Source organism: Amycolatopsis rhabdoformis (assembly GCF_035918295.1).
GTDB lineage: Bacteria > Actinomycetota > Actinomycetes > Mycobacteriales > Pseudonocardiaceae > Amycolatopsis > Amycolatopsis rhabdoformis.
The window spans coordinates 8,695,455-8,716,426 of record NZ_CP142149.1; the positions used below are offsets into that span (position 1 = coordinate 8,695,455).

Consider the following 20,972-nt stretch of genomic DNA (forward strand, 5'->3'; position numbering starts at 1 on the left):
GTGCGCAGCGAACAGCGATTGATTGCAGGATTAGGCCGACCTTACCCTGCATCTATGCAGGCAGAGTCTGTGCAGCGCGTGCCCACCACCCGCCGTTACCTGATGTGCCCGCCGCGGTTCTTCGCGGTGGACTACGTGATCAACCCCTGGATGGACCCGACCCAGCCGGTCAGCGCCGAGGTCGCGGTGGCGCAGTGGACCGAGCTGCGCGACACCTACCGGCGCCTCGGCCACACCGTCGAGGAGATCGAGCCGCAGCCGGGCCTGCCCGACATGGTGTTCGCGGCCAACTCCGGCACGGTCGTGGACGGGCGCGTGCTCGGCTCGCGCTTCCGGGCGCCGCAGCGCGCGGCCGAGGCCGAGCACTTCCGCCGCTGGTTCGTGGAGCACGGCTACCGCGACCTCACCATGCCCGAGCGCATCAACGAGGCCGAGGGCGACTTCGCCTGGACCGGCAAGCTGCTGCTCGCCGGAACCGGTTTCCGCACCGACCCGGCCGCGCACGCCGAAGCGCAGGAGGTGCTGGGCGTGCCGGTGGTGTCGCTGAGCCTCGTCGACCCGCGCTACTACCACCTCGACACAGCGCTGTTCGTGCTCTCGGAAGCGACCGACACCGCGGCCGCGCAGATCGCCTACTACCCGGCCGCCTTCTCGCCCGGCTCGCAGCGCGTGCTGCGGCGGCTGTTCCCCGACGCCGTAATCGCCACGGCGGCCGACGCCGAGTGCTTCGGGCTCAACGGGGTGTCCGACGGGCGCAACGTGGTGCTGCCGCTGGAGGCCGTCGGCTTGGGTGCGGAGCTGGCCTCGCGCGGGTACGAGCCCGTCTACCTGGACATTTCCGAACTGCGGAAGGCCGGCGGCGGCCCGAAGTGCTGCACTTTGGAGATTCGTAAATAACTTTGTGTAGATAGTGTAACTACTCCATTTGCCAATTCGATTAATCGGGAACAGGAGGTTCGACGCTCCGAACCGGGACGAGGTGCGATGGTCAACTTCACCGTGCACGGCATCGGCAGGCCCCAGCGTGCGCTCGACCCGGGTGAAGACGAACGCTGGATCACGGTGGAGCAGTTCGAGACCCTGCTCGACGTCGTCGCGCGCTGTCCCGAGACGCGCCTGACCTTCGACGACGGCAACGTCTCCGACGTCGAGGTCGCGTTGCCGAGGCTCGTGCAGCGCGGCCTGCGCGCCGAGTTCTTCCCGCTCGCCGGCCGCGTCGGCTCGCGCGGGTTCGTGGACCGCGCAGGGCTGCGCCGGCTGATCGCGGCCGGCATGGACGTCGGCTCCCACGGCTGGGACCGCTTCGGCACGCGGCGCTTCGAGGAACGCGTGCTGCGGCGTGAGCTCGACGCGGCGCCGCGCTTGCTCGGCGAGCTGAGCGGACGCGCGGTGTGCCGCTATTCGTTGTCCGGCCGGCGCGTGGATCGACGCGTGCTCGGCCGGCTGCGCGCGGCCGGCGCGACGCGGGTGTACGCCGGGCGCGGGCCCGGTGGTCCGGGCGGCCCCGGCGGAGCGTGGTTGCAGCACCGCGTCGAGGTGCACCGCGAGCTGGACCGGAAGTGGGCCGAGGGTGTGCTGGCGGGCCGCGATCCGCGCCGGTGGTCCGGCCGCCTCACGGGCCTTCTCGCCTTCTGACCCTCCCGCCTCCGGCTCCCTGTCGACCCCTTTGGCTCGCCGCGCGGCTCGGGTTCGGGGCGTACGGGGCGGTGTTCCGGTCGCCGGGAAGGCGTGTGGGGAAGTTTTCCCAGTTCCGGGCCCCGGTAGCTGGGGTTTCGTCGGGTTTGCCGTTCTGGTGGGAAAACCACTCACGAACAACCTCTTGTCACCGTGTGCGTCCGGGTGCATCCTGTGCGCTACGCCGCCAGTAAGGAAACTTTCCTAACTAACGCACTCGACTGCACAGTCTGACTGACAGGGAGCCTCAATGAGGAAGCTGATCCTGTTCGCGACCATGGCGATCGCCGCCGCGGTGATGCCCGCGGCGGTGGCGTCGGCCCAAGCGCAGGCGCCGGCGCAAGCACCCGCGCCGGCGGTGGCGGCGGCCCCGGCCGCGGCACCGACGGCGGCGCAGTTGCTGGCGAAGACCAACAGCTGCCGGCAGGTGTCGAACGGCAAGTACAAGACCGACGAGGACGCCGGCTCCAAGACCGTCGCCGTGTGCGACGCCAACGGGGCCGTGTTCTGGAAGGCCGACATGGACATCGACTGCGACGGCCAGCGTTCGTCGCAGTGCAACGAGAACACCGACTGCTGCTACCAGGGCGACACGGCGTTCCACCAGAGCGACGGCCGGCCGTTGAACGCGGCGACGCTGCCCTACATCGTGGTGCCGAGTTCGAGCGGCACGTGGAACTACTCGTCGTCCGGCCTCAAGGGCGGCGGTTCGTGCGCGGTGATCTACAACGGAAAAGTCGAATACACGGTGATCGGCGACACCGGTCCGACCGCCATCATCGGTGAGGCTTCCTACGCCACGGCGAAGGATCTGGGGATCAACCCGGATCCGTCCAACGGCGGCACCGACTCCGGCGTGACCTACATCTGCTTCAAGAACTCGAAGGTCTCGCCGATCGAGAACCACGGCACGGCCACGAGCACCGGTCAGGGCCTCGCGAGCACCTTCGTGAACAACAACTGACCTGAGCGCGAACACGAACGCCGGGGAAGCTTTGTCGAGCTTCCCCGGCGTTTCGTCGTTTCTTGGCTGAAATCGCGCTACGGCAACGAAAAATGTTGTCGAGACCACTACGCCGGGTTGAAACAGTGCCGAATCAGCGCACAATCGATACGCAAATCCGGTTGCCATTTCTCCACTCGCCTGAACGGGTAACGAACTGCGTCCGCGCGCCGACCAAGGGATCAGCGAATGCGGGCGGAGGTTCAAGCGTGAGGATCAGTGTCTTCGGGCTGGGGTACGTGGGGTGCGTGTCCGCGGCTTGTCTGGCGGGCAATGGCCACGAGGTCGTCGGGGTCGACGTGAACCCCGTGAAGGTCGACCTCGTGACGCGCGGCAACGCGCCGGTGGTCGAGGAACGGATCGGCGAGCTCACGGCCGAGGTCGTGGCTTCGGGGGCGCTGCGGGCGACCACCGACGTGGCCGAGGCGGTGGCGGCGACCGACGTGTCGCTGGTCTGCGTGGGCACGCCGTCGGCGCCCAACGGCAGCCTCTCCACCGAATACCTCGAACGCGTCGCCGACCAGATCGGCGAAGCGTTGGCACAGAAAGAAACCAGACACACTGTCGTGTTCCGCAGCACGATGCTGCCGGGCACCTGCCTCGACCTGCTGGTGCCGATCCTGGAGAAGTCCAGCGGCCGCACCGCGGGGGTCGACTTCGGCGTGGCGGTGAACCCGGAGTTCCTGCGCGAGGGCACCAGCGTGCGCGACTTCTTCGACCCGCCCAAGACCGTGATCGGCGAGCTCGACAGCGCCAGCGGCGACATCGTGGCCGAGCTCTACACGGGCCTGCCCGGCGACGTCTTCCGCGTGCCGATCCCGGTCGCGGAGATGACCAAGTACGCCGACAACGCCTTCCACGGCTTGAAGATCGGTTTCGCCAACGAGCTCGGCGCCGTGTGCCGCGCGCTGGGGCTCGACTCGCACAAGGTGATGGACGTGTTCCTCGCCGACCGCAAGCTCAACGTGAGCCCCGCGTACCTGCGTCCGGGCTTCGCGTTCGGCGGCTCGTGCCTGCCGAAGGACCTGCGCGGACTGGTCTACGCCGCGCGCCGCGCCGACGTGTCGGTGCCCATCCTCGCGCACGTGCTGCCCTCGAACGAAGACCACCTGCAGCGTGCGTTCGATCTCGTCGCGCGCACCGGCAAGCGCAAGGTGGGCCTGTTCGGCCTGTCGTTCAAGCCGGGCACCGACGACCTGCGCGAGAGCCCGCTCGTCGAGCTCGCCGAGCGGCTGCTGGGCAAGGGCTTCGACCTCAAGATCTACGACGCCAACGTGAGCCTTTCGCGGCTCATGGGCGCCAACCGCGAGTACATCGAGGGCCGGTTGCCGCACCTCGGTTCGTTGCTCGCCGGCTCGGTCGAGGAGGTGCTCGAGCACGCCGAGGTGTGCCTCGTCGGCACCGTCGACCCGGCCGTGCTGGCCGCGCTTCCCCACGGTGGCGAGCAGACGCTCGTCGACCTCGTCCGCCTCCCCGACGCCGAGGTGCGCCGGGCCGAAGAGGGATATGTCGGCCTTGCCTGGTGACAAGAAAAAAGCCCTGATCCTGGTCGAGAACCTCTCGGTGCCGTTCGACCGCCGCGTGTGGCAGGAGTGCCAGACGCTGCGCGACGCCGGCTGGGAGGTGCACGTGATCTGCCCGCAGGGCACGAAACGCGACACCGAACCCGAAGCCGTGATCGACGAGGTGCACATCCACCGCTACCCGCTCAAGGCGGCGACCGGCGGCCCCGCCGGCTACGTGCAGGAGTACGGCTCCGCGGTGTGGCACACGTTCCGGCTGGCCCGCAAGGTCGGCCCGGTCGACGTGGTCCACGCCTGCAACCCGCCGGACCTGCTGTTCCTCGTGGCGCGGATGCTCAAGCGCCAGGGCGCGAAGTTCATCTTCGACCAGCACGACCTCGTGCCGGAGCTGTACCTCTCGCGCTTCGACCGTGGTCAGGACCTGCTCTACCGCGGCGTCTGCGCGCTGGAGCGCTCCACCTACCGCGCGGCCGACGTCGTGATCGCCACCAACGAGAGCTACCGCCAGGTCGCGCTGATTCGCGGCGGCAAGAAGCCCGAGGACGTGTTCGTGGTCCGCAGCGCGCCCGTGGTCGAGCGGTTCCACGAGGTGCCGGTGGAGCCGGAGCTCAAACGCGGCAAACCGCACCTGCTCTGCTACCTCGGCGTGATGGGGCCGCAGGACGGCGTGGACTACGCGTTGCGCGCGCTGGCTTCCCTGCGTGACGAGATCGGCCGCGACGACTGGCACGCCGTGTTCGTGGGCGCCGGCGACGCGTTCGACGACGTGGTGGCGCTGTCGAAGGAGCTGGGCCTGGACAACCAGGTCGAGTTCACCGGCCGGGTGTCCGACGCCGACCTGTTGCGGTACCTGTCCGCGGCCGACGTGTGCCTCTCACCCGACCCGCTCAACCCGCTCAACGACGTGTCGACCATGAACAAGATCATGGAGTACATGGCGATGAGCAAGCCCATCGTCTCGTTCGAGCTGCGGGAGGCCCGCGTGTCCGCGGGCGAGGCCGCGCTCTACGCGCCGGCCGACGACGTGACCGAGTTCGCGAAGCTCGTCGCCGTGCTGCTCGACGACCCGCAGATGCGCGTCCGGATGGGCGAACTCGGCAAAGCTCGGGTCAGCGGACCGCTGGCCTGGGCGAATTCGCAGAAGGCGCTGCTCGCGGCGTACGAGCGGGCCGTGCGCTGAGCCCGCGTGGTTGATCGCGGTTTGAACAAGGTTCGTGCGTTCGGTGTAACCAACGCCTCCAGCACGACGACGGGGTCAGTGACCGGTACGCCACTTTCGGAGGGGAGACCCCGGTTTTGAGTGACGACACGGTACGGCTTTCGATGGTGGGGCAGGTTCTGCGCAGACGCTGGAGGGCGCTGCTGATCCTGGTGGTCGTGGGGGCGGGCGTCGGTGCGGGGGCTTCAGTCGTGCTCTCGCCCGGCTACGAGACCACGGCGAGTGTGCTGCTGCAGGGTCCGCGTCAGGCCGACGAGCTGCTCACGCAGGCCCAGGTGGCCACCAGCTCGGTGGTGCTGGACCGCGCGGCCGCGGGGCTCGGCATGCGCGACAGTGGCCCGGACCTGCAGAAGAAGGTCACCGCTTCGGTGGCGCAGGGCAACGTCGTGGCGATCACCGCGTCGAGCGACACCCCGCAGCACGCGCAGCAGCTGGCCGATCAAGTGGCCAACGAGTTCGTGAAGTACTCGACGCAGCTGCTGTCCAACTCGGCCGGCACGTCGGCGCAGCTCGCGCAGGAGCAGCGGGAGGCGCTGCGCCAGCAGGTGGCGCAGACCAACCAGCGCATCCTCGACCTCTCGCGCTCGGTCACCGACGGCCAGACCGTGGAGGGCGTGCAGGTGCGCACGGAGCTGCAGGGCCTGCGGACCTCGCTCGAGCAGGCGATGAACAACCTCAACGCGGCTGACGCGGCCACCGGCGCCGGGAACATGGTCGTGATGGGGCCGTCGGAGAAGCCGACCGCGCAGGCCCCGCCCACGCTGGTGCAGCTCGCCGGTGGCGGCGCCATCCTGTTCTTCCTCATCGGTCTGCTCAGTTATCTCTTCGGCGCGCGCAGCGACCGCCGGCCGCGCAGCGAGACCGAGATCGGCTCGGCGCTGGGTGCACCGGTGCTGGCGAGCGTCGACGTGCCCGAGACCGGCGAGCGTGAACGCGCCGGCGGGTTCCGGGGCGCGCTGAGCCGGATCACCGGCAGCGACAAGCCGTGGAACCTGCCGGAGGTGCCGGCTTCGGCCGACGAGGCCAGCCGCGAAGTGCGGTACCGCCGGGTGTTCGCGCGGCTCGGCACCGACCGGGACGGCGTGCTGCGGCTGCTCGTGCTCGTCGCCGCCGGCGACCGCGCGGCGCGGGCCGCGGCGGCCCAGTTCGCGAAGGTCGCCGAGACCGAGCGGGTGCGCGTGGAACTCACCATCACCGAGGTCACCGTGGGCGCCGGCGTGCAGCCGACCGTGCCCGACGGCACCGCCGGCGTGCTCGTGGTGCTCTCGGTCGGCAGCCGCAGCGCGTGGGAGCTGGTGGCAATCGCCGAGGCGTGCGCCGACGCGGGCCACGAGGTGCTCGGCGTCGTGCTCACCCGGCAGGTCCGCGTCACCGGGAAACCGCGCCGAGAACCGGCGGCGGCCGATCAACCCCAGGTCCCGGCGGACCGTGACGCGATGGCAGGTACGTCATGACCACTGCGCAGAGCTCTTCACCGCCGCTGATCGACTTCCAGCGCCTGGTCGTGGCCGTGCGCCGGCACCGCCGGATGTGGGTCGCCGTCGCGCTGCTGGGCCTCGTGCTCGGCGCCGCGGTGGCCGTGCTGCTGCCGGCGCCGCCGACCGCGGTCACCAAGGTGATCGTGATCCACCCGGACGACTCGCCGACCGACAGCGGCACGCTGATGCGCACCGACGTCGCCGTGCTGGAGACCGCGAAGATCGCGTCCGAGGCGTTGAAGAAGGTCAACAGCACCGAGGCGACCGAAGACTTCCTGAAGGACTACACCGGCCTGGGCCTGACCAACAACGTCATGCAGGTGACGGTCACGGCCAAGACCAAGGAAGACGCGCTGGCCAAGGCGCAGGCGCTGGCCGACGTGTTCATCGCCGACCACGTGAAGCGCAACCAGGCCGCCGCGAACGCCCAGGCCAAGGCTCTGCTCGACCAGCGCACCCAGGCTCAGCAGCAGCTCGCGCAGATCGACGCGCAGGCCGCCGCCGAGGCGGACAAGGGCAGCCGGGCCAACGCCGGCACGCTGGAGCAGCTCTACACCCAGCGCGCCGACCTCGTGTCCAAGGTCGCCGACCTGCAGAACCAGGCGCAGCAGGCGGGCATCGGCACGCCGCAGGTGGCCGCGGGCACGCTGATCGTGGACGCGCCGGCGATCCTCAAGGTGTCGCTGCCGAAGACCGCCGCCACCAACGCCGCGATCGGCTTCGCGCTGGGGCTCGCCCTCGGCCTCGGTCTGGCCGTGGTCACCGCGCTGGTGCGCGACCGGCCCGTGCTGCGGCGCGAGATCTCCGAGAACCTCGGGGCCTCGGTGATCGCACAGCTGCCGTCGAAGCTGCGGGGCCCGAAGCGGCTCTGGGCGAAGTCGAAGCCGGTGGTGGCGCGCAAGCGCATCGCCGTCACGCTCGTGCGGGCGGCCCGGGCCGAGCGCGGTCCGTTGTCGCTGCTGGAGCTCGGCGCGCCCGGCGTGGCCGCGGGGCTGGCCGTGGACATGGCCGGTGAGCTGGCCGAAGACGGACCCGTGGTGGTGGTCGACGACCTGCCGCGCCGCGACGCGACGAAGCTGACCACGGACGGCGACGTGCGCGTGGTCGAGGTCGGCGACCCGTCGGTGAAGCGGGCCGTGTACCGGCTCGGCGTCGGCACGGTCGCGCCCGGCACGGCGTGGACGGACCTCGAGTACCTCGGCACCGAGACGGTGCTGGTCGTGCGCGCGGGCCACGCGAACACGCTGTGGTTGCACACGGTGGCGCGCCAGCTCGCCGACTGCGGCATCCCGATCCTCGGTGTGGTCCTCGTGGACCCCGACCCGAAGGACAAGACCGACGGCACGCTGTGGGACGGCCTGCACACCGCGCTGCGCGGGCGCGCGTCCGTGGTCGCGGCCAAGCAGCTGGAGAAGCCGGCCGAGAAGCCGGTGGAGCCGCCGCGGAAGTTCGTGGAGCAGGAGCCGGAGAAGCCGATCGACTGGCCGGTGGAGCACGTCGAGCACGACAGCGAGAAGACGATCGAGAGCTCGGTGGCCAAGCCGGTCGAGCCGAAGCGCGACCACCTCGAAGCGCCCACCCGGCGCCTGAGCCCGGTGCCGCGCAAGCCCGAAGAGCACGCGCCCGAGCAGCGCAAGTCCGAACCCGGCAACTCCGAGATGCCGACGAAGAAGTTCGCGCCCGTCCAGTCCGGCCCGGAAAGCTAGAGAGGCGAACACCATGTGCGGCATCGCAGGTGCCTACCACTGGCCGGACGGCGGCCCGCTCACCGACCGGCTCACGAAGTGCCTCGCGCACCGCGGGCCCGACGGGGCCGGCCGCTACGACCACCGCGCCGGCGAAGGCGAAGTCCACTTCGGACACCGTCGCCTGTCCATCGTGGACCTGTCGGAGACAGGTGCGCAGCCGATGGTGGCCGAGGGGCTCGCGCTCACCTACAACGGCGAGCTCTACAACGCACCCGAGCTGCGGGCCGAGCTCGAAGGCAAGGGCGTGCGCTTCCGCGGCACGTCCGACACCGAGGTGCTGCTGCGCGCGTGGCGGGAGTGGGGCGTGGACTGCCTGCCGCGGCTGCGCGGGATGTTCGCGTTCGGTGTGTTCGACGAACGCACCGGCGAGCTGGTGCTCGTGCGCGACCAGCTGGGCATCAAGCCGCTGTTCTTCGTGCAGCGAAACGGCGGGGTCGCGTTCTCCTCGGAGCTCAAGGCCCTGGCCACGGAGCTCGGCGGCACGCTGGAAGTCGACAAAGCGGCCCTCATCGCGTCGCTGCTGTACTACTGGGTGCCCGACAGCCGCTGCGCCTACCGCGAGGTCGAGAAGCTGCAGCCCGGCACGTGGGTGCGCTTCCGCACCGACGGCACGAGCGAGCGCGGCGCCTACTGGTCGCTGCGCCAGGTCGCCGAGGAAGGCGAGGCCTACAGCCGCGAACACCGCGGCGAGGTCGACCTGCACGAGGTGATCGCGGATTCCACGAGCAAGCACCTGCTCTCCGACGTCCCGGTCGCCACGTTCCTCTCCGGCGGCCTCGACTCGAGTTACCTCACCGCGCTCGCCGCGCGCCAGCAGCCCGGGATCTCGGCCTACACCATCGGGTTCCGCGCCGAGGACGCCAAGTTCGAGGCGATGCCGGACGACCTCAAGTACGCCCGGATCGTGGCCGAGAAATTCGGCGTCGACCTGCACGAGATCGAGATCGCGCCGCAGGTGCTGGACCTGTTGCCGCGCATGACTTACCACCTCGACGAGCCGATCGGCGACCCGGCGGCCATCAACTCGTTCCTCATCTGCACGGCCGCGCGCGAGGCCGGCGTGAAGGTGATGCTTTCGGGCATGGGCGCCGACGAGATGTTCGCCGGTTACCGCAAGCACTACGCCAACCAGCTGGCCCTGCGCTACCAACGCGTGCCGGGCCTGGTGCGCAAGCCGATCGAGACCGTGGTGGACCGCCTGCCGGTGGCCTCGGCCAGCCGCGGCTACCGCACGGTGCGCTTCGCGAAGCGGTTCCTGTCGTTCGCGGAGCTGCCGGAGGAGACGGCGTTCCGCCGCAGCTACACCATGTACGACCGCGGTGAGCTGCTCGGCCTCGTGAACCCGGACCTCGCGGCCGACGTTGACGACGTGCTGACCGAACACGCGGACACGTACCACGACCAGCACCTGAGCGACTACGTGAACCGCATGTGCCTGGCCGACACGCGGATGTTCCTGCCCGGCCTCAACCTCACCTACACCGACCGCTCGACGATGGCGGCGAGCACCGAGGTGCGCACGCCGTTCGTCGACGTCGAGGTGGTGAAGGCCGCGTTCCGCGTGCCGGGCAACCGCAAGATCGTCGGCCGCCAGGGCAAGGCCGCGCTCAAGGAAGCCGCGCTGGCGATCCTGCCGAAGGAGATCGTCTACCGCCCGAAGGGCTTGTTCAGCGCTCCGCTGCGGGCGTGGATGAGCCGGGACCTCGCGCCGCTGGTGCGGGAGGTCGTGAACGAGGGCGTGCTCGTCGAATCCGGGTTCCTGCAACGCGAAGCGCTGCAGAAGCTCGTGGCCGAGGACGCCGCCGGGCAGCAGGACCGCGCGAAGCACCTCTGGCACGTCCTGACCCTCGAGTACTGGTACCGCGCCGCATCGTCCACCGTGATTTCAGGCAGCTGAGCTTTCAAAGCAGGGAGTGCTGTGAAGCAGGTAGTGCAGAACTACAAGAGCGGGGAGCTGGCGCTCCTCGACGTGCCGGTCCCGGCCTGCAAACCGGGTGGCGTGCTCGTGCGCACGGTGTACTCGCTGATCTCGACCGGCACCGAGATGATGAAGGTGTCCGAGGCGAGCATGTCGATGATCGGCAAGGCGCGCTCGCGGCCGGACCAGGTCGCCAAGGTGATGCAGAGCGTCGCGACCAACGGGCTCGCCGCCACCTACCGCAAGGTCACCAGCAAGCTCGACTCCTACACGCCGCTGGGCTACTCGCTGGCGGGCGTGGTCGTGGAGGTCGGCGCCGGGATCGACGACGTGGCCGTGGGCGACGTCGTGGCCTGCGCCGGCAACGAGCACGCGCTGCACTCCGAGCTCAACTGGGTGCCCAAGAACCTCTACGCCCGCGTGCCTGCCGGCCTCGAACCGCGCCACGCGGCGTTCGGCACGGTCGGGTCGATCGCGATGCAGGGCGTGCGCCGTGGTGAGCCGCAGCTCGGTGACCTCGCGCTGGTGATCGGGCTCGGCTTGATCGGGCAGCTCGTGGTGCAGCTGCTGGTCGCCTCGGGTGTGCGGGTCGTCGGCGTGGACCCGGACCCGTCGCGGTGTGAGCTGGCCGAGCAGCTGGGCGCGCTGACCTGCGCGCACCCGGCTTCGGACACGATCGAGAGCGCCGTGGTGGAGCTGTCCGGCGGCCACGGCGTGGACCAGGTCTACCTGGCCGCGGGTGGCGCGTCCAACGACCCGGTGGAGCTGGCCGCGCGGCTCTCGCGCGACCGCGGCCGCGTGGTCGACATCGGCAAGATCTCGCTCAACCTGCCGTGGAACGCCTACTACGAGAAGGAGCTCGACGTCCGCTTCTCGCGCTCCTACGGGCCGGGCCGCTACGACGCGGAGTACGAGCTCGAAGGTCGCGACTACCCGATCGGCTACGTGCGCTGGACCGAGCGCCGCAACATCGAGTGCTTCCTCGACCTGGCCGCGCGCGACAAGCTCGACGTCGAACCGCTGATCACGCACACCGCCGACTTCTCGACGGCCGTGGAGACGTACAAGTCGCTGCAGGACGGTGAGCTCAAGGCCGTCGCGGTGCTGTTCGAGTACCCGGACGGCCCCGAGGCCGCGGCCGAGCCCGTGGTGTCGTCGGTGGCGCCGCCCGCCGCGGTCACCACCCGCGCCACCCCGCGCGGCCGCCTGCGCGTGGGTTTCGTCGGCGCCGGCAACTACGCGTCTTCGATGCTGCTGCCGCACCTGGTGGCCCACGACCGGGTGGCACTGTCCGAAGTGGTCACCACCTCAGCGCTCTCGGGCGCCAACGCCAAGCGCAAGTTCGGCTTCGCCAAGGCCACCACCGACCTCGACGCGCTGCTCGCCGACGAGTCCGTGGACACGTTGTTCGTGGTCACGCGCCACAGCAGCCACGCCGAGCTCACGCGCCGCGCGCTGCTGGCCGGCAAGGCCGTGTTCGTGGAGAAGCCGCTGGCCCTGTCGGAGAAGGAGCTGCGCGGGATCGTCGAGGCCATCGAGGAGTCGGGCAACAACCGGCTGCAGGTGGGCTTCAACCGTCGCTTCGCTCCGCTGCTCAACGAGGCCCGGGTGCAGTTCGGCCCGCGCCTGGGCCCGGCCTCGGTGCGCTACCTCGTGAACGCCGGCCGCCTGGAGTCCAACAGCTGGTACAACCAGGCCGACTCCGAAGGCAGCCGGTTCGTCGGCGAGGGCGGGCACTTCATCGACACGGTGAGCTGGTTCCTCGGCAGCGACCCGATCTCGGTCTACGCCACCGCGACGCCGGGCAACGACGACCTGCAGGTGCTGCTGCGCTACGCCGACGGCTCCACCGCCGCCATCAGCTACGTGACCAGCGGCTCCACGGCGTTCCAGAAGGAAACGCTGGAGGTCCTGGCCGACGGCAAGGTGCTGAAGTTCGACGACTTCGCCCGGGCTTCGGTGTACGGCAAGAAGCGCTGGGCCAGCTCGCGCCTCCCGAAGGGCCGCGACAAGGGCCAGAAGGCCGAGGTCGAGGCGTTCGTGACGGCGCTGACCACCGGCGTCGCGATGCCGATCGGCGTCGAGTCTCTGGTGAACACCACGCTGGCCACGCTCGCGGTGAACCGCAGCCTCGAGACCGGCGCGCCGGTGCGGCTGGAGCCGAAGGAGGTGCTCGGCTGATGGATCCGGCCTGGTACCTGCGAAGACTCTCGGCCATGAGCCCGGCCGAGGTCGCCGGGCGCGCCACCGACGTGCTGCGCAAGCAGCAGTGGCGCGGGGTCGCGAAGCAGAAAGCGACCTGGCTGCCGCACCGCGTGTTCGAGCGGCCGGCGAGCGTCGAGGGTGTGTCGGCCGAGGCCCGCGCCGAGCTGCTGGCCACGGCCGAGCGGCTGATGGACGGGCACGCCGAGTACTTCGGCGTCGAGCGCGGTGACCTTGTGGCGCCCGACTGGGCGTTCGACCCGAAAACGGGCCGGCGCGCGCCGGGCGACGCGTACTCGTTCGACATCGCCTACCGCAGCGAAGACACGGTCGGCGACATCAAGCAGATCTGGGAACCGTCGCGCCACCAGCACCTCACCGTGCTGGCCGCCGCGTACGCGGCGACCGGCGAAGACCGCTACGCCCACCGCGTGGCCGACCACCTGAAGTCCTGGTGGGCGGCCAACCCGCCGATGCGCGGCGTGCACTGGGTGAGCGGGATCGAGCTCGGCATCCGGCTGCTGTCGTGGGTGTGGGTGCGCCGGCTGCTCGACGGCTGGTCCGGTGCGCCGGGCCTGTTCGAAGACAACCCCGAGGCGCTGCACCAGATCTGGCACCACCAGCGCTGGCTGGCCGCGTTCCCGAGCCGCGGCTCGTCGGCCAACAACCACGTGATCGCCGAGGACGCCGGGCAGCTCGCCGCCGCGTGCGCGTTCGACTGGTTCCCGGAGTCGGAGACCTGGCGTGACGCGGCCCTGAAGTCGCTGGACACGCAGCTGCAGGCCAACACCTTCGCGTCGGGCCTCAACCGTGAGCTGGCCACCGAGTACCACGGCCTGGTGCTGGAGCTCGGCCTGGCGGCGGCGCTGGAAGCGGGCGCGCTGGTGCCGGAATCCACCTGGCTCGTGCTGCGCCGGATGTGCGACGCCCTGGCGTCCATTGTGGACAGCCAGCTGCGGCCGCCGCGCCAGGGTGACGCCGACGACGGCTACGGCCTCATCGTCGACGGCACCGGCACCAGCCGCTGGGCCTCGCTGCTGGCCGCCGGTGGCGCGCTGTTCGGCCGCGAAGACTGGTGGCCGAAGGTGCCGAGTGGTGACGTCCGCACCACGCTGTTCGCCTCGCTCGGCGGAGTGCCCGAGCTCGCCGATCCACGGCCCCCTCGGCGGATCGACGACCTCTTCGACGCCGGCATGACGATCCTGCGCACGCCCGCCGACGAGCCGGAGGAGATCTGGGTCCGCTGCGACGGCGGCCCCCACGGCTTCCTCGCCATCGCCGCCCACGCCCACGCCGACGCGCTCTCGCTCGAAGTGCGCCACGACGGCGTGGACATCTTCGCCGACCCGGGCACCTACTGCTACCACGGCGAACCCGAGTGGCGGTCGTACTTCCGCTCGACGCTCGGCCACAACACGTTGCAGCTCGGCGGCACCGACCAGTCGGCCTCGGGCGGGCCGTTCCTGTGGACCCGGCACGCGCAGACCCGCACGCTCGCCGTGGGCCCGGTGCGCTGGCGCGCCGAGCACGACGGCTACGCGCCGGCCGTGCACCGCCGATGTGTGGAGCTGGACGACCGCACGCTGACGATCCTCGACGAGGTCGACGGTGACCCCACGCTGCCGGCGAAGCTCGCCTTCCACCTCGGCCCGCTCGTGGCGGTGACCCTCGACGGCAGCACCGCGAAGCTGAGCTGGCCCGGCCACACAGCGACGCTGGCACTGCCGCCGGAGCTCACGTGGACCGCGCACCGCGGCGAGGAGAATCCGCCGCTGGGCTGGTATTCGGCCGGCTTCGGCCGCCGCGAACCGGCGACCACGCTCGTCGGCACGGGAACCTCCGCGCCGGCGTTCACCACGACCTTGGCTTTCTGACTGATCTGAGAGGACCGACCCGGTGCGTTCGACCAGCAGGCTGGTGCTGTTCCTGGGCTTGCTGTGCCCGCTCGTGCTGGCCGGGTGCACGGGGTCGGCCGACCAGGACGACCCCGCGTCGAGCCAGGCCGCGGCCACGTCGGCGGCGCCGTCCGGCCCCGTCGCGGCCGTGTGCGACAAGGTGCCGGCCGGTCCCGCCGCCGCACCCGCGGGCGCGGTGTCCGTGGCCGTTACCGACGACTTCGCGGCGAAGGTCCGCGATGCCGCGGGCGCCACCACATTCTGGCTCGCGCCGGGCAGCCACCACCTCGGCGACGACCGGTTCGACCAGGTCCAGCCCAAGGACGGCGACGTGTTCATCGGCGGGCCCGGCGCGGTGCTCGACGGTCGCAAGATCAACCAGTACGCCTTCACCGGCCACGCGAAGAACGTGAAGATCACCAACCTCACCGTGCAGAACTTCGTCGCGCCGCGCGACGAAGGCGTGGTGAACCACGACTCCGGCGACGGCTGGGTGATCCAGCACGCGACCATCCAGGACAACGACGGTGCCGGCCTCATGGCGGGCGTGAAGCAGCAGGTGCTGGACAACTGCCTGCGCCGCAACGGCCAGTACGGCATGAACGCCTTCTCCGCCGACGACGACATCACCGGGCTGGTGGTGCGCGGCAACGAGATCACCGGCAACAACACCGGTGACTGGGAGAAGAAGATCGACGGCTGCGGCTGCACCGGCGGCATCAAGTTCTGGTCGGTGAACGGCGCCGACGTGATCGGCAACTGGGTGCACGACAACCGCGGCACCGGCCTGTGGGCCGACACGAACGACAACGACTTCCTCATCGAGGGCAACCTCATCGAGAACAACGACAGCGCGGCGATCATCTACGAGACCAGCTACAACGCGGTGATCCGCAACAACACGATCAAGCGCAACAACCTCGTGGACGGGCGCGACTACGCCGACCGCGGCGACTCGTTCCCGACCGCCACGATCTACATCTCCGAGTCCGGCGGCGAACCGCGGGTGAAGGCCCGCACGTCGAAGCTCGAGATCTACGGCAACGTGTTCGAGAACAACTGGAACGGCATCACCCTGTGGGAGAACGCCGACCGGTTCTGCAACAGCCCGGCCAACACCTCCAGCGGCGTCTGCACGAGGCTCCAGCCCGACACCGCGAAGTGCGCCGCGCCGGCGATCGCGAACAAGCCGCTGTACGACGATTGCCGCTGGAAGACCCAGCGCGTGGACGTGCACAACAACCGCTTCATGCTGCAACCGTCGGCGATCGGCTGCGAGTCGACGTGCGGGCGCATGGGGCTGCTGTCGAACTTCGGCACGTACCCGGACTGGTCGCCGTACAAGGGTGACGTGGTGCAGCAGGCGATCACCTTCAAGCAGGGCAACACCTGGCACGACAACGCGTACGTGGGCCCGTGGACCTTCATCGCCACCGACATGAGCCACGTGCTCGGCATCGGCGAATGGGAGGGCGCGCCCTTCAACCAGGACGCGCGCACCACGTATGAGCCCGGCGGGGGAGGCTGACCCATGGCCCAGGCGAGAACGGCACTGCTGGCCGAAATCCGGCAACCGACCCCGGCGGAGACCGGCGAGCGCACCCCGAAGCTCGTCGGCGCCGCGTGGGCGCTGCTGATCCTCAATACGCTCGGCTCGACCGGCGCCGAGACCGTGATCCCGCTGCCGCGCGCGGTGAGCCAGCTGGTGACCATGGGCGCGCTGATGACCGCGTTCGTGATCGCGCTGGCGCTCAACCCGCGGCTGAAGATCCGCCCGAGCGCGTACCTGCTGCTGCTCACGCTGCTGCTGGTCACGAGCACGGTGGCGAGCCTGCACCTGGAAGCCGGGTTCGGGTCGCTGTTCCGGTGCTTCCGCTTCGGCGTGTTCCTGGCCACGCTGTGGCTGCTCACGCGCTGGTGGAACGGCGGTTTCACGTTCGTCCGGCACCACATCAAGATGTTCAGCGCGGTGCTGGTGTCGGTGGCGATCGGGCTCGTGATCGCGCCGGGCAAGGCCATGCCGGAGAGCTACGGCGGCCGGCTCGCGGGCGCGATCTGGCCGCTCACGCCGCCGCAGGTCGGCCAGTACGCGGCCGTGATCGCGGGCCTGTCAGCACTGCTGTGGCTGGGCAAGCGCACCACGATGACCAGCGCGCTGATCGTGATCGTGCCGTCGATGGGGCTGCTGCTGCTCTCGCACACGCGCACGGCGACGCTCGGCCTGGTGGCCGGGCTCGTGGTCGCGCTGCTTTCGCTGGCCATGACCAACGCCCGCGCACGCAAGGTGTTCACCTCGCTCGTGCTGGTGGCGGGCTTCGCGGTGGTCGTGCTCGGTGGACTGCTCCAGGCGTGGTTCCTGCGCGGGCAGAGCGAGGAGAACTTCTCGAGCCTCACCGGCCGCGCGAAGGTGTGGGACGCGCTGCTGGCGGCGCCGCGCACGGTGAACGAGTACATCTTCGGCGTCGGCCTCACCGACAAGTCCTACGACGGCCTGCCGATCGACAACAGCTGGCTCGCCGTGTACCACGAGCAGGGGTTCACGGGCATCGCGATCGTCGCGGCGTTCCTGCTGGTGCTGGTGGCCGTGGCCGTGCTGCGGCCGCCGTCGCTGGCCCGCGCGTGTGCGATCTTCCTGATCACGTACTGCATTTCGGCGTCGTACACCGAGGCCGGGCTCGGGGACGCTTCGCCGTACCTGCTGCACCTGGCGCTGGCCGCGTCGCTGCTCGCGCAGGGCACGGTGCGCTCGTCCGAAGACGACTTCATCCCGAAAGGGCAGCCCGCATGAAGGTGCTCGTAGTCCACAACCGCTACCGCTCGGAGCAGCCGAGCGGGGAGAACAACGTGGTCGACGCCGAGGTCGCGCTGCTCGCCGCCGGCGGAGTGCAGGTGTCGCTCTTCGAGCGGCGCAGTGACGACATCGCGTCGATGTCGTTGCCGCAAAAGGCGTTCGTGCCGCTGCAAGTGCCGTGGAACCGGTCCGCGCGGGCCGCTCTGGCGGCGCGGCTGCAGGTCGAGCGGCCCGACGTGGTCCACGTGCACAACACGTTCCCGCTGCTCTCGCCCTCGGTCCTCGCCGCCTGCGCCGACGCGCGCGTGCCCGTGGTCGCGACCCTGCACAACTACGGCATGGTCTGCCCACCCGGCACGCTCTACCGCGACGGCCGCATCTGCACCGACTGCGTGGGCCACACGCCGGTGCCCGCGGTGAAACACGGCTGCTACCGCTCGTCGGCCGTGGCGACGGTGCCGATGGCCGCGAACCTCACGCTCAACCGCTCGCGGTGGCACTCCGGCGTCACGCGCTTCTTCTGCATTTCCGACGCCCAGCGCCGGCTGCTGGTGGACGCGGGTATGCCGGCTTCGCGGATGACGGTGAAGCACAACTTCGTGACCGACCCGGGCGTGCGCCGGACCGGCGCGGGCTCGCACGTGCTGTTCCTCGGGCGGCTGACGGAGGAGAAGGGCGTGCCGCTGCTGATGGCGGCGTGGGAGCGGCTCGGCGGTTCGCTCGGCCTGCCGCTGGTGATCGCCGGGACCGGGCCGCTTTCGGACTCGGTGGCGGCGTGGGCGGCTTCGCGCTCGGACGTGTCGTACGTCGGGCTGCAGGACAAGGCCTCGTGCCAGGCGCTGACGGCCGACGCGGCGGCCGTGGTGGCGCCTTCGGCGTGGCTGGAGGCGTTCGGGCTCGTGGTGGTGGAGGCCATGGCGGCCGGCGTGCCCACCGTCGCGCCCTCGCACGGCGCGTTCACCGAGCTGATCTCCGACGGCGTCACCGGGCAGTTGTATTCACCCGGCTCCGCTCCGGCGCTGGCCGACGCCCTGCGTGACGTGCTCGCCGACGCCGATCGCAACCAGAAGATGGGCGACGCGGCGCGGCAGCGCTACGACGAGGACTTCACCCCGGCGGTGGGTTTCCGCCGGCTGGTCGAGGGCTACGAGGCGGCCATCGCCGCGGCCTGACGGTGTGGCTCGGGCGGGGTCGTGTCGGTCGGGCAGCGTGGTTTCGGCGGTTTCCCACGGTGGTTTTGACACCGAGGTGACGAGCACCGCCGTACCGTTCTCCTCGGTCTGGTCAGGGGTTCTTCACGCGAAAGGGCGCTCTGCTCGATGAGGGATACCGGCGCGATGAGGGATACCGCTCGATGAGATCCGCTGTCCGGGAGGCGCCGCCGGCCCTGCCGGCTTCGGTGCGCACGCCGGCGCTGGTCGCGAGCGCACTCGGCCTGGTCGTGCTGGTGGTGCTCGCCATCGCGTTCGCCGGCCAGTCGCAGCCGACGGCGTTCGACGTTCCTCTGCTGCCCGGCCCCGACCTGCTGCCCGACCCGTGGTGGTACATCGCCACCGGCGTCGACTTCCTCGGTGAACCGGTGGGCTCGGCGATCGTGGTCGTGCTGTTCGTCGCCGGCACCCTGCTGGCCCGCCGGCCCCGCACGACCGTGCTCATCCTCGTCGGCTGCGGGCTCACGGTCGCCGTGACGTCCGTGCTGAAGCCCATCACCGGCCGCCTCATCCACGGCAGCTACCTGTCCTACCCGAGCGGCCACACGGCCTTCGCGACTGCTCTGGCGCTGATCGGCGCGTTTCTGCTGGCTGAGCGGTTGGGCCGCGCCGCCGCCGTGGCCGTGGCGACCGCCCTCGCCCTGGTCGCCGCCGTGGTCATGGCCTGGGCCGAAGTCGGCCTCGGCGCCCACTACCCGACCGACACCATCGGCGGCTTCGCCGCGGCCCTGGCCGTGATCCCGGCGACGGCGTTCGTGATCGACCGGATCGCCGCGCGGCTGTAGCGGCGCCGGAGCTAGAACTTGCTTCCCTCGTCCTGCCCGTACGGCCCTGCCTGCCACTGCTCCGGCGTGAGCACCCGGCTGGTGTCGTGGGCGACGAACGCCCACGGCCCCGAGTACGTGTTGTTCGTGAAGTGGTTGTCCTGGGCGAAGGTGATGGCCTGTTGCACCACGTCGCCCTTGTACGGCGACCAGTCGGGGTAGCTGCCGTAGTTCGAGAGCACCGCCATGCGGCCGCAGAACTGCGTGCAGCCGAGGTGGGCGGGGTCGAAGGTGAACGTGTTGTCGTGCACGGTCACGTTCTGGGTCTTCCAGCGGCAGTCGTCGTACAGCGGTTTCTGCGTGATCGCGGGGGCGCTGCACTGCGCCTTGGTGGCGAACGGGGTGCAGTAGCCCGTGGACGTGTTGGCCGGGCTGTTGCAGAAGCGGTCGGCGTTCTCCCAGAGGGCCACGCCGCCCCAGTTGTCCTCGAAGGTGTTGCCGCCGATGTCGATCTGGTGGGTGCGCGCGGCCAGGCGGGGTTCGCCGCCGGATTCGGAGAGGTAGATCGCGGCGACGGGGAAGTTGTCGCCCTTCGCGGCTTTCGCCCGGCCTGCGACGAGGGCGTTGCGGCGGAACACGTTGTCGCGGACGGTGAGGTTGTGGCTGATCTCGTAGAACAGGGCCTCGGCGTCGTTGTCCTCGATCACGTTGTCCTGCACGAGGAAGTCGTTGTCGTTGGTGTCGGCCCACAGGCCGGGGCCGTGGTTGCCGTGGACCCAGTTGCCGGTCACGTCGGCGCCGTTCACGGCCCAGAACTTCACGCCGCCGCTGCAGCCGCAGCCGGGGGACTTGGTCTCCCAGTCGTCGGTGTTGTTGCCGGTGATCTCGTTGCCCTCCAGCACGAGCCCGGTGATGCCGTCGCCGGCGCGGTAGGCGTTCATGCCGTACTGGCCGTTGTCCTTCAGACAGCTGCGCCGGACTTCCTGCTTGTCGCCGGCCATCAGCGCCGCGCCGCGGTTGTCCTCGATCGTGCTGTCCTCGATCACCCAGTGCGTGCCCGAGTCGTGGTTGACCACACCCTGGTCCTGCGGCGCCGCGAAGCCGCGCACTGTGAGACCGCGGATCGTCACGTCCTTGGCCTGCCCGGTGAACGCGGCCTGGTTCACGTTCTGTCCATCGAGGACCGCACCCGGCGCGCCGAGGTAGGTGTCGCCGTCCTTCGGCTGGACCTGGCCGTACGCGTCGGTGCCGAGCGTGTGCGTGCCGGGCTTGAGCCAGAACGTGGTGCCGGCCGGGCTCGCCTGCGTGAGCGCGCCCAGGTCGTGGCCCGGCTCCACCACCACGGCCCCGGTGGGCGCGGAGCTGTACTCGGTCACCGTCGTGCCGCACACGGCCGCGGGCCCGGCCCCGGTACTGGCTCCGGCGGCGGCTCCGGAGAGCGCGCTCGTCACCAACACAAGACCGGCCACCACGGCCGCGGATCTGCCCATGGCTCAGACGCTACGAGCCTTCCGCGCCCGCGTAACTTCCCTGATGGGGTCGGCCA

General features: G+C 70.3%; 15 protein-coding genes. 14 read left to right on the top strand and 1 reads right to left on the bottom strand.

Features of this window, described 5'->3' with window-relative positions; all coding sequences use genetic code 11:
* Positions 1-54 precede the first annotated feature (54 nt).
* The 14 genes from ddaH to VSH64_RS40415 all read left to right on the top strand — a co-directional run bounded on the left by ddaH (position 55) and on the right by VSH64_RS40415 (position 19,447).
* The gene (gene ddaH, locus VSH64_RS40350; protein ID WP_407655595.1) at positions 55-897 is read left to right on the top strand and encodes a dimethylargininase; all 843 of its coding nucleotides are present in this window, start codon (positions 55-57) and stop codon (positions 895-897) included.
* 87 nt (positions 898-984) lie between these two features.
* On the top strand, positions 985-1,635 hold the full coding sequence (locus VSH64_RS40355; protein ID WP_326567998.1) for a polysaccharide deacetylase family protein: 651 nt from the start codon (positions 985-987) through the stop codon (positions 1,633-1,635).
* A 289-nt stretch (positions 1,636-1,924) separates the two neighbouring features.
* Positions 1,925-2,638 (top strand): glycoside hydrolase family 75 protein, encoded by a 714-nt coding sequence (locus VSH64_RS40360; protein ID WP_326567999.1) that lies wholly within the window; start codon positions 1,925-1,927, stop codon positions 2,636-2,638.
* Positions 2,639-2,886: 248 nt separating this feature from the next.
* Positions 2,887-4,203: a nucleotide sugar dehydrogenase gene (locus VSH64_RS40365; RefSeq protein ID WP_326568000.1), complete on the top strand. Its 1,317-nt coding sequence runs from the start codon at positions 2,887-2,889 to the stop codon at positions 4,201-4,203.
* A complete protein-coding gene (locus VSH64_RS40370; RefSeq protein WP_326568001.1) occupies positions 4,184-5,380 on the top strand; it encodes a glycosyltransferase family 4 protein in 1,197 nt (398 codons plus the stop codon). Before VSH64_RS40365 ends, VSH64_RS40370 begins: the two co-directional genes overlap by 20 nt.
* Before the next feature lie 116 nt (positions 5,381-5,496).
* Positions 5,497-6,873, top strand: a complete 1,377-nt coding sequence (locus tag VSH64_RS40375; RefSeq protein ID WP_326568002.1) for a GumC domain-containing protein — start codon at positions 5,497-5,499, stop codon at positions 6,871-6,873.
* Complete coding sequence (locus VSH64_RS40380) at positions 6,870-8,603, top strand: Wzz/FepE/Etk N-terminal domain-containing protein (protein ID WP_326568003.1); 1,734 nt, start codon at positions 6,870-6,872, stop codon at positions 8,601-8,603. The genes VSH64_RS40375 and VSH64_RS40380 overlap by 4 nt, the downstream gene beginning before the upstream one ends.
* Positions 8,604-8,616: 13 nt before the next feature.
* Complete coding sequence (asnB, locus tag VSH64_RS40385; protein WP_326568004.1) at positions 8,617-10,542, top strand: asparagine synthase (glutamine-hydrolyzing); 1,926 nt, start codon at positions 8,617-8,619, stop codon at positions 10,540-10,542.
* A 21-nt stretch (positions 10,543-10,563) separates the two neighbouring features.
* The gene (locus VSH64_RS40390; protein ID WP_326568005.1) at positions 10,564-12,744 is read left to right on the top strand and encodes a bi-domain-containing oxidoreductase; all 2,181 of its coding nucleotides are present in this window, start codon (positions 10,564-10,566) and stop codon (positions 12,742-12,744) included.
* Positions 12,744-14,639: an alginate lyase family protein gene (locus VSH64_RS40395; RefSeq protein ID WP_326568006.1), complete on the top strand. Its 1,896-nt coding sequence runs from the start codon at positions 12,744-12,746 to the stop codon at positions 14,637-14,639. Before VSH64_RS40390 ends, VSH64_RS40395 begins: the two co-directional genes overlap by 1 nt.
* 22 nt (positions 14,640-14,661) lie before the next feature.
* The gene (locus VSH64_RS40400) at positions 14,662-16,188 is read left to right on the top strand and encodes a right-handed parallel beta-helix repeat-containing protein (RefSeq protein ID WP_326568007.1); all 1,527 of its coding nucleotides are present in this window, start codon (positions 14,662-14,664) and stop codon (positions 16,186-16,188) included.
* 3 nt (positions 16,189-16,191) lie between these two features.
* Positions 16,192-17,448, top strand: a complete 1,257-nt coding sequence (locus VSH64_RS40405; protein ID WP_326568008.1) for an O-antigen ligase family protein — start codon at positions 16,192-16,194, stop codon at positions 17,446-17,448.
* Positions 17,445-18,623, top strand: a complete 1,179-nt coding sequence (locus VSH64_RS40410) for a glycosyltransferase (RefSeq protein ID WP_326568009.1) — start codon at positions 17,445-17,447, stop codon at positions 18,621-18,623. Before VSH64_RS40405 ends, VSH64_RS40410 begins: the two co-directional genes overlap by 4 nt.
* A 182-nt stretch (positions 18,624-18,805) precedes the next feature.
* Positions 18,806-19,447 (top strand): phosphatase PAP2 family protein, encoded by a 642-nt coding sequence (locus VSH64_RS40415; protein WP_326568010.1) that lies wholly within the window; start codon positions 18,806-18,808, stop codon positions 19,445-19,447.
* An 11-nt stretch (positions 19,448-19,458) separates the two neighbouring features.
* On the opposite strand, the gene VSH64_RS40420 is transcribed toward VSH64_RS40415, so the two are convergent.
* Positions 19,459-20,916: a right-handed parallel beta-helix repeat-containing protein gene (locus VSH64_RS40420; protein ID WP_326568011.1), complete on the bottom strand. Its 1,458-nt coding sequence runs from the start codon at positions 20,914-20,916 to the stop codon at positions 19,459-19,461.
* Between the last annotated feature and the right edge of the window lie 56 nt (positions 20,917-20,972).

Coding starts and splice junctions, on each gene's coding strand:
- ddaH (WP_407655595.1), top strand. CDS start 55: ATGCAGGCAGAGTCTGTGCAGCGCGTGCCCACCACCCGCCGTTACCTG.
- VSH64_RS40355 (WP_326567998.1), top strand. CDS start 985: ATGGTCAACTTCACCGTGCACGGCATCGGCAGGCCCCAGCGTGCGCTC.
- VSH64_RS40360 (WP_326567999.1), top strand. CDS start 1,925: ATGAGGAAGCTGATCCTGTTCGCGACCATGGCGATCGCCGCCGCGGTG.
- VSH64_RS40370 (WP_326568001.1), top strand. CDS start 4,184: ATGTCGGCCTTGCCTGGTGACAAGAAAAAAGCCCTGATCCTGGTCGAG.
- VSH64_RS40380 (WP_326568003.1), top strand. CDS start 6,870: ATGACCACTGCGCAGAGCTCTTCACCGCCGCTGATCGACTTCCAGCGC.
- asnB (WP_326568004.1), top strand. CDS start 8,617: ATGTGCGGCATCGCAGGTGCCTACCACTGGCCGGACGGCGGCCCGCTC.
- VSH64_RS40395 (WP_326568006.1), top strand. CDS start 12,744: ATGGATCCGGCCTGGTACCTGCGAAGACTCTCGGCCATGAGCCCGGCC.
- VSH64_RS40405 (WP_326568008.1), top strand. CDS start 16,192: ATGGCCCAGGCGAGAACGGCACTGCTGGCCGAAATCCGGCAACCGACC.
- VSH64_RS40410 (WP_326568009.1), top strand. CDS start 17,445: ATGAAGGTGCTCGTAGTCCACAACCGCTACCGCTCGGAGCAGCCGAGC.
- VSH64_RS40415 (WP_326568010.1), top strand. CDS start 18,806: ATGAGATCCGCTGTCCGGGAGGCGCCGCCGGCCCTGCCGGCTTCGGTG.
- VSH64_RS40420 (WP_326568011.1), bottom strand. CDS start 20,916: ATGGGCAGATCCGCGGCCGTGGTGGCCGGTCTTGTGTTGGTGACGAGC.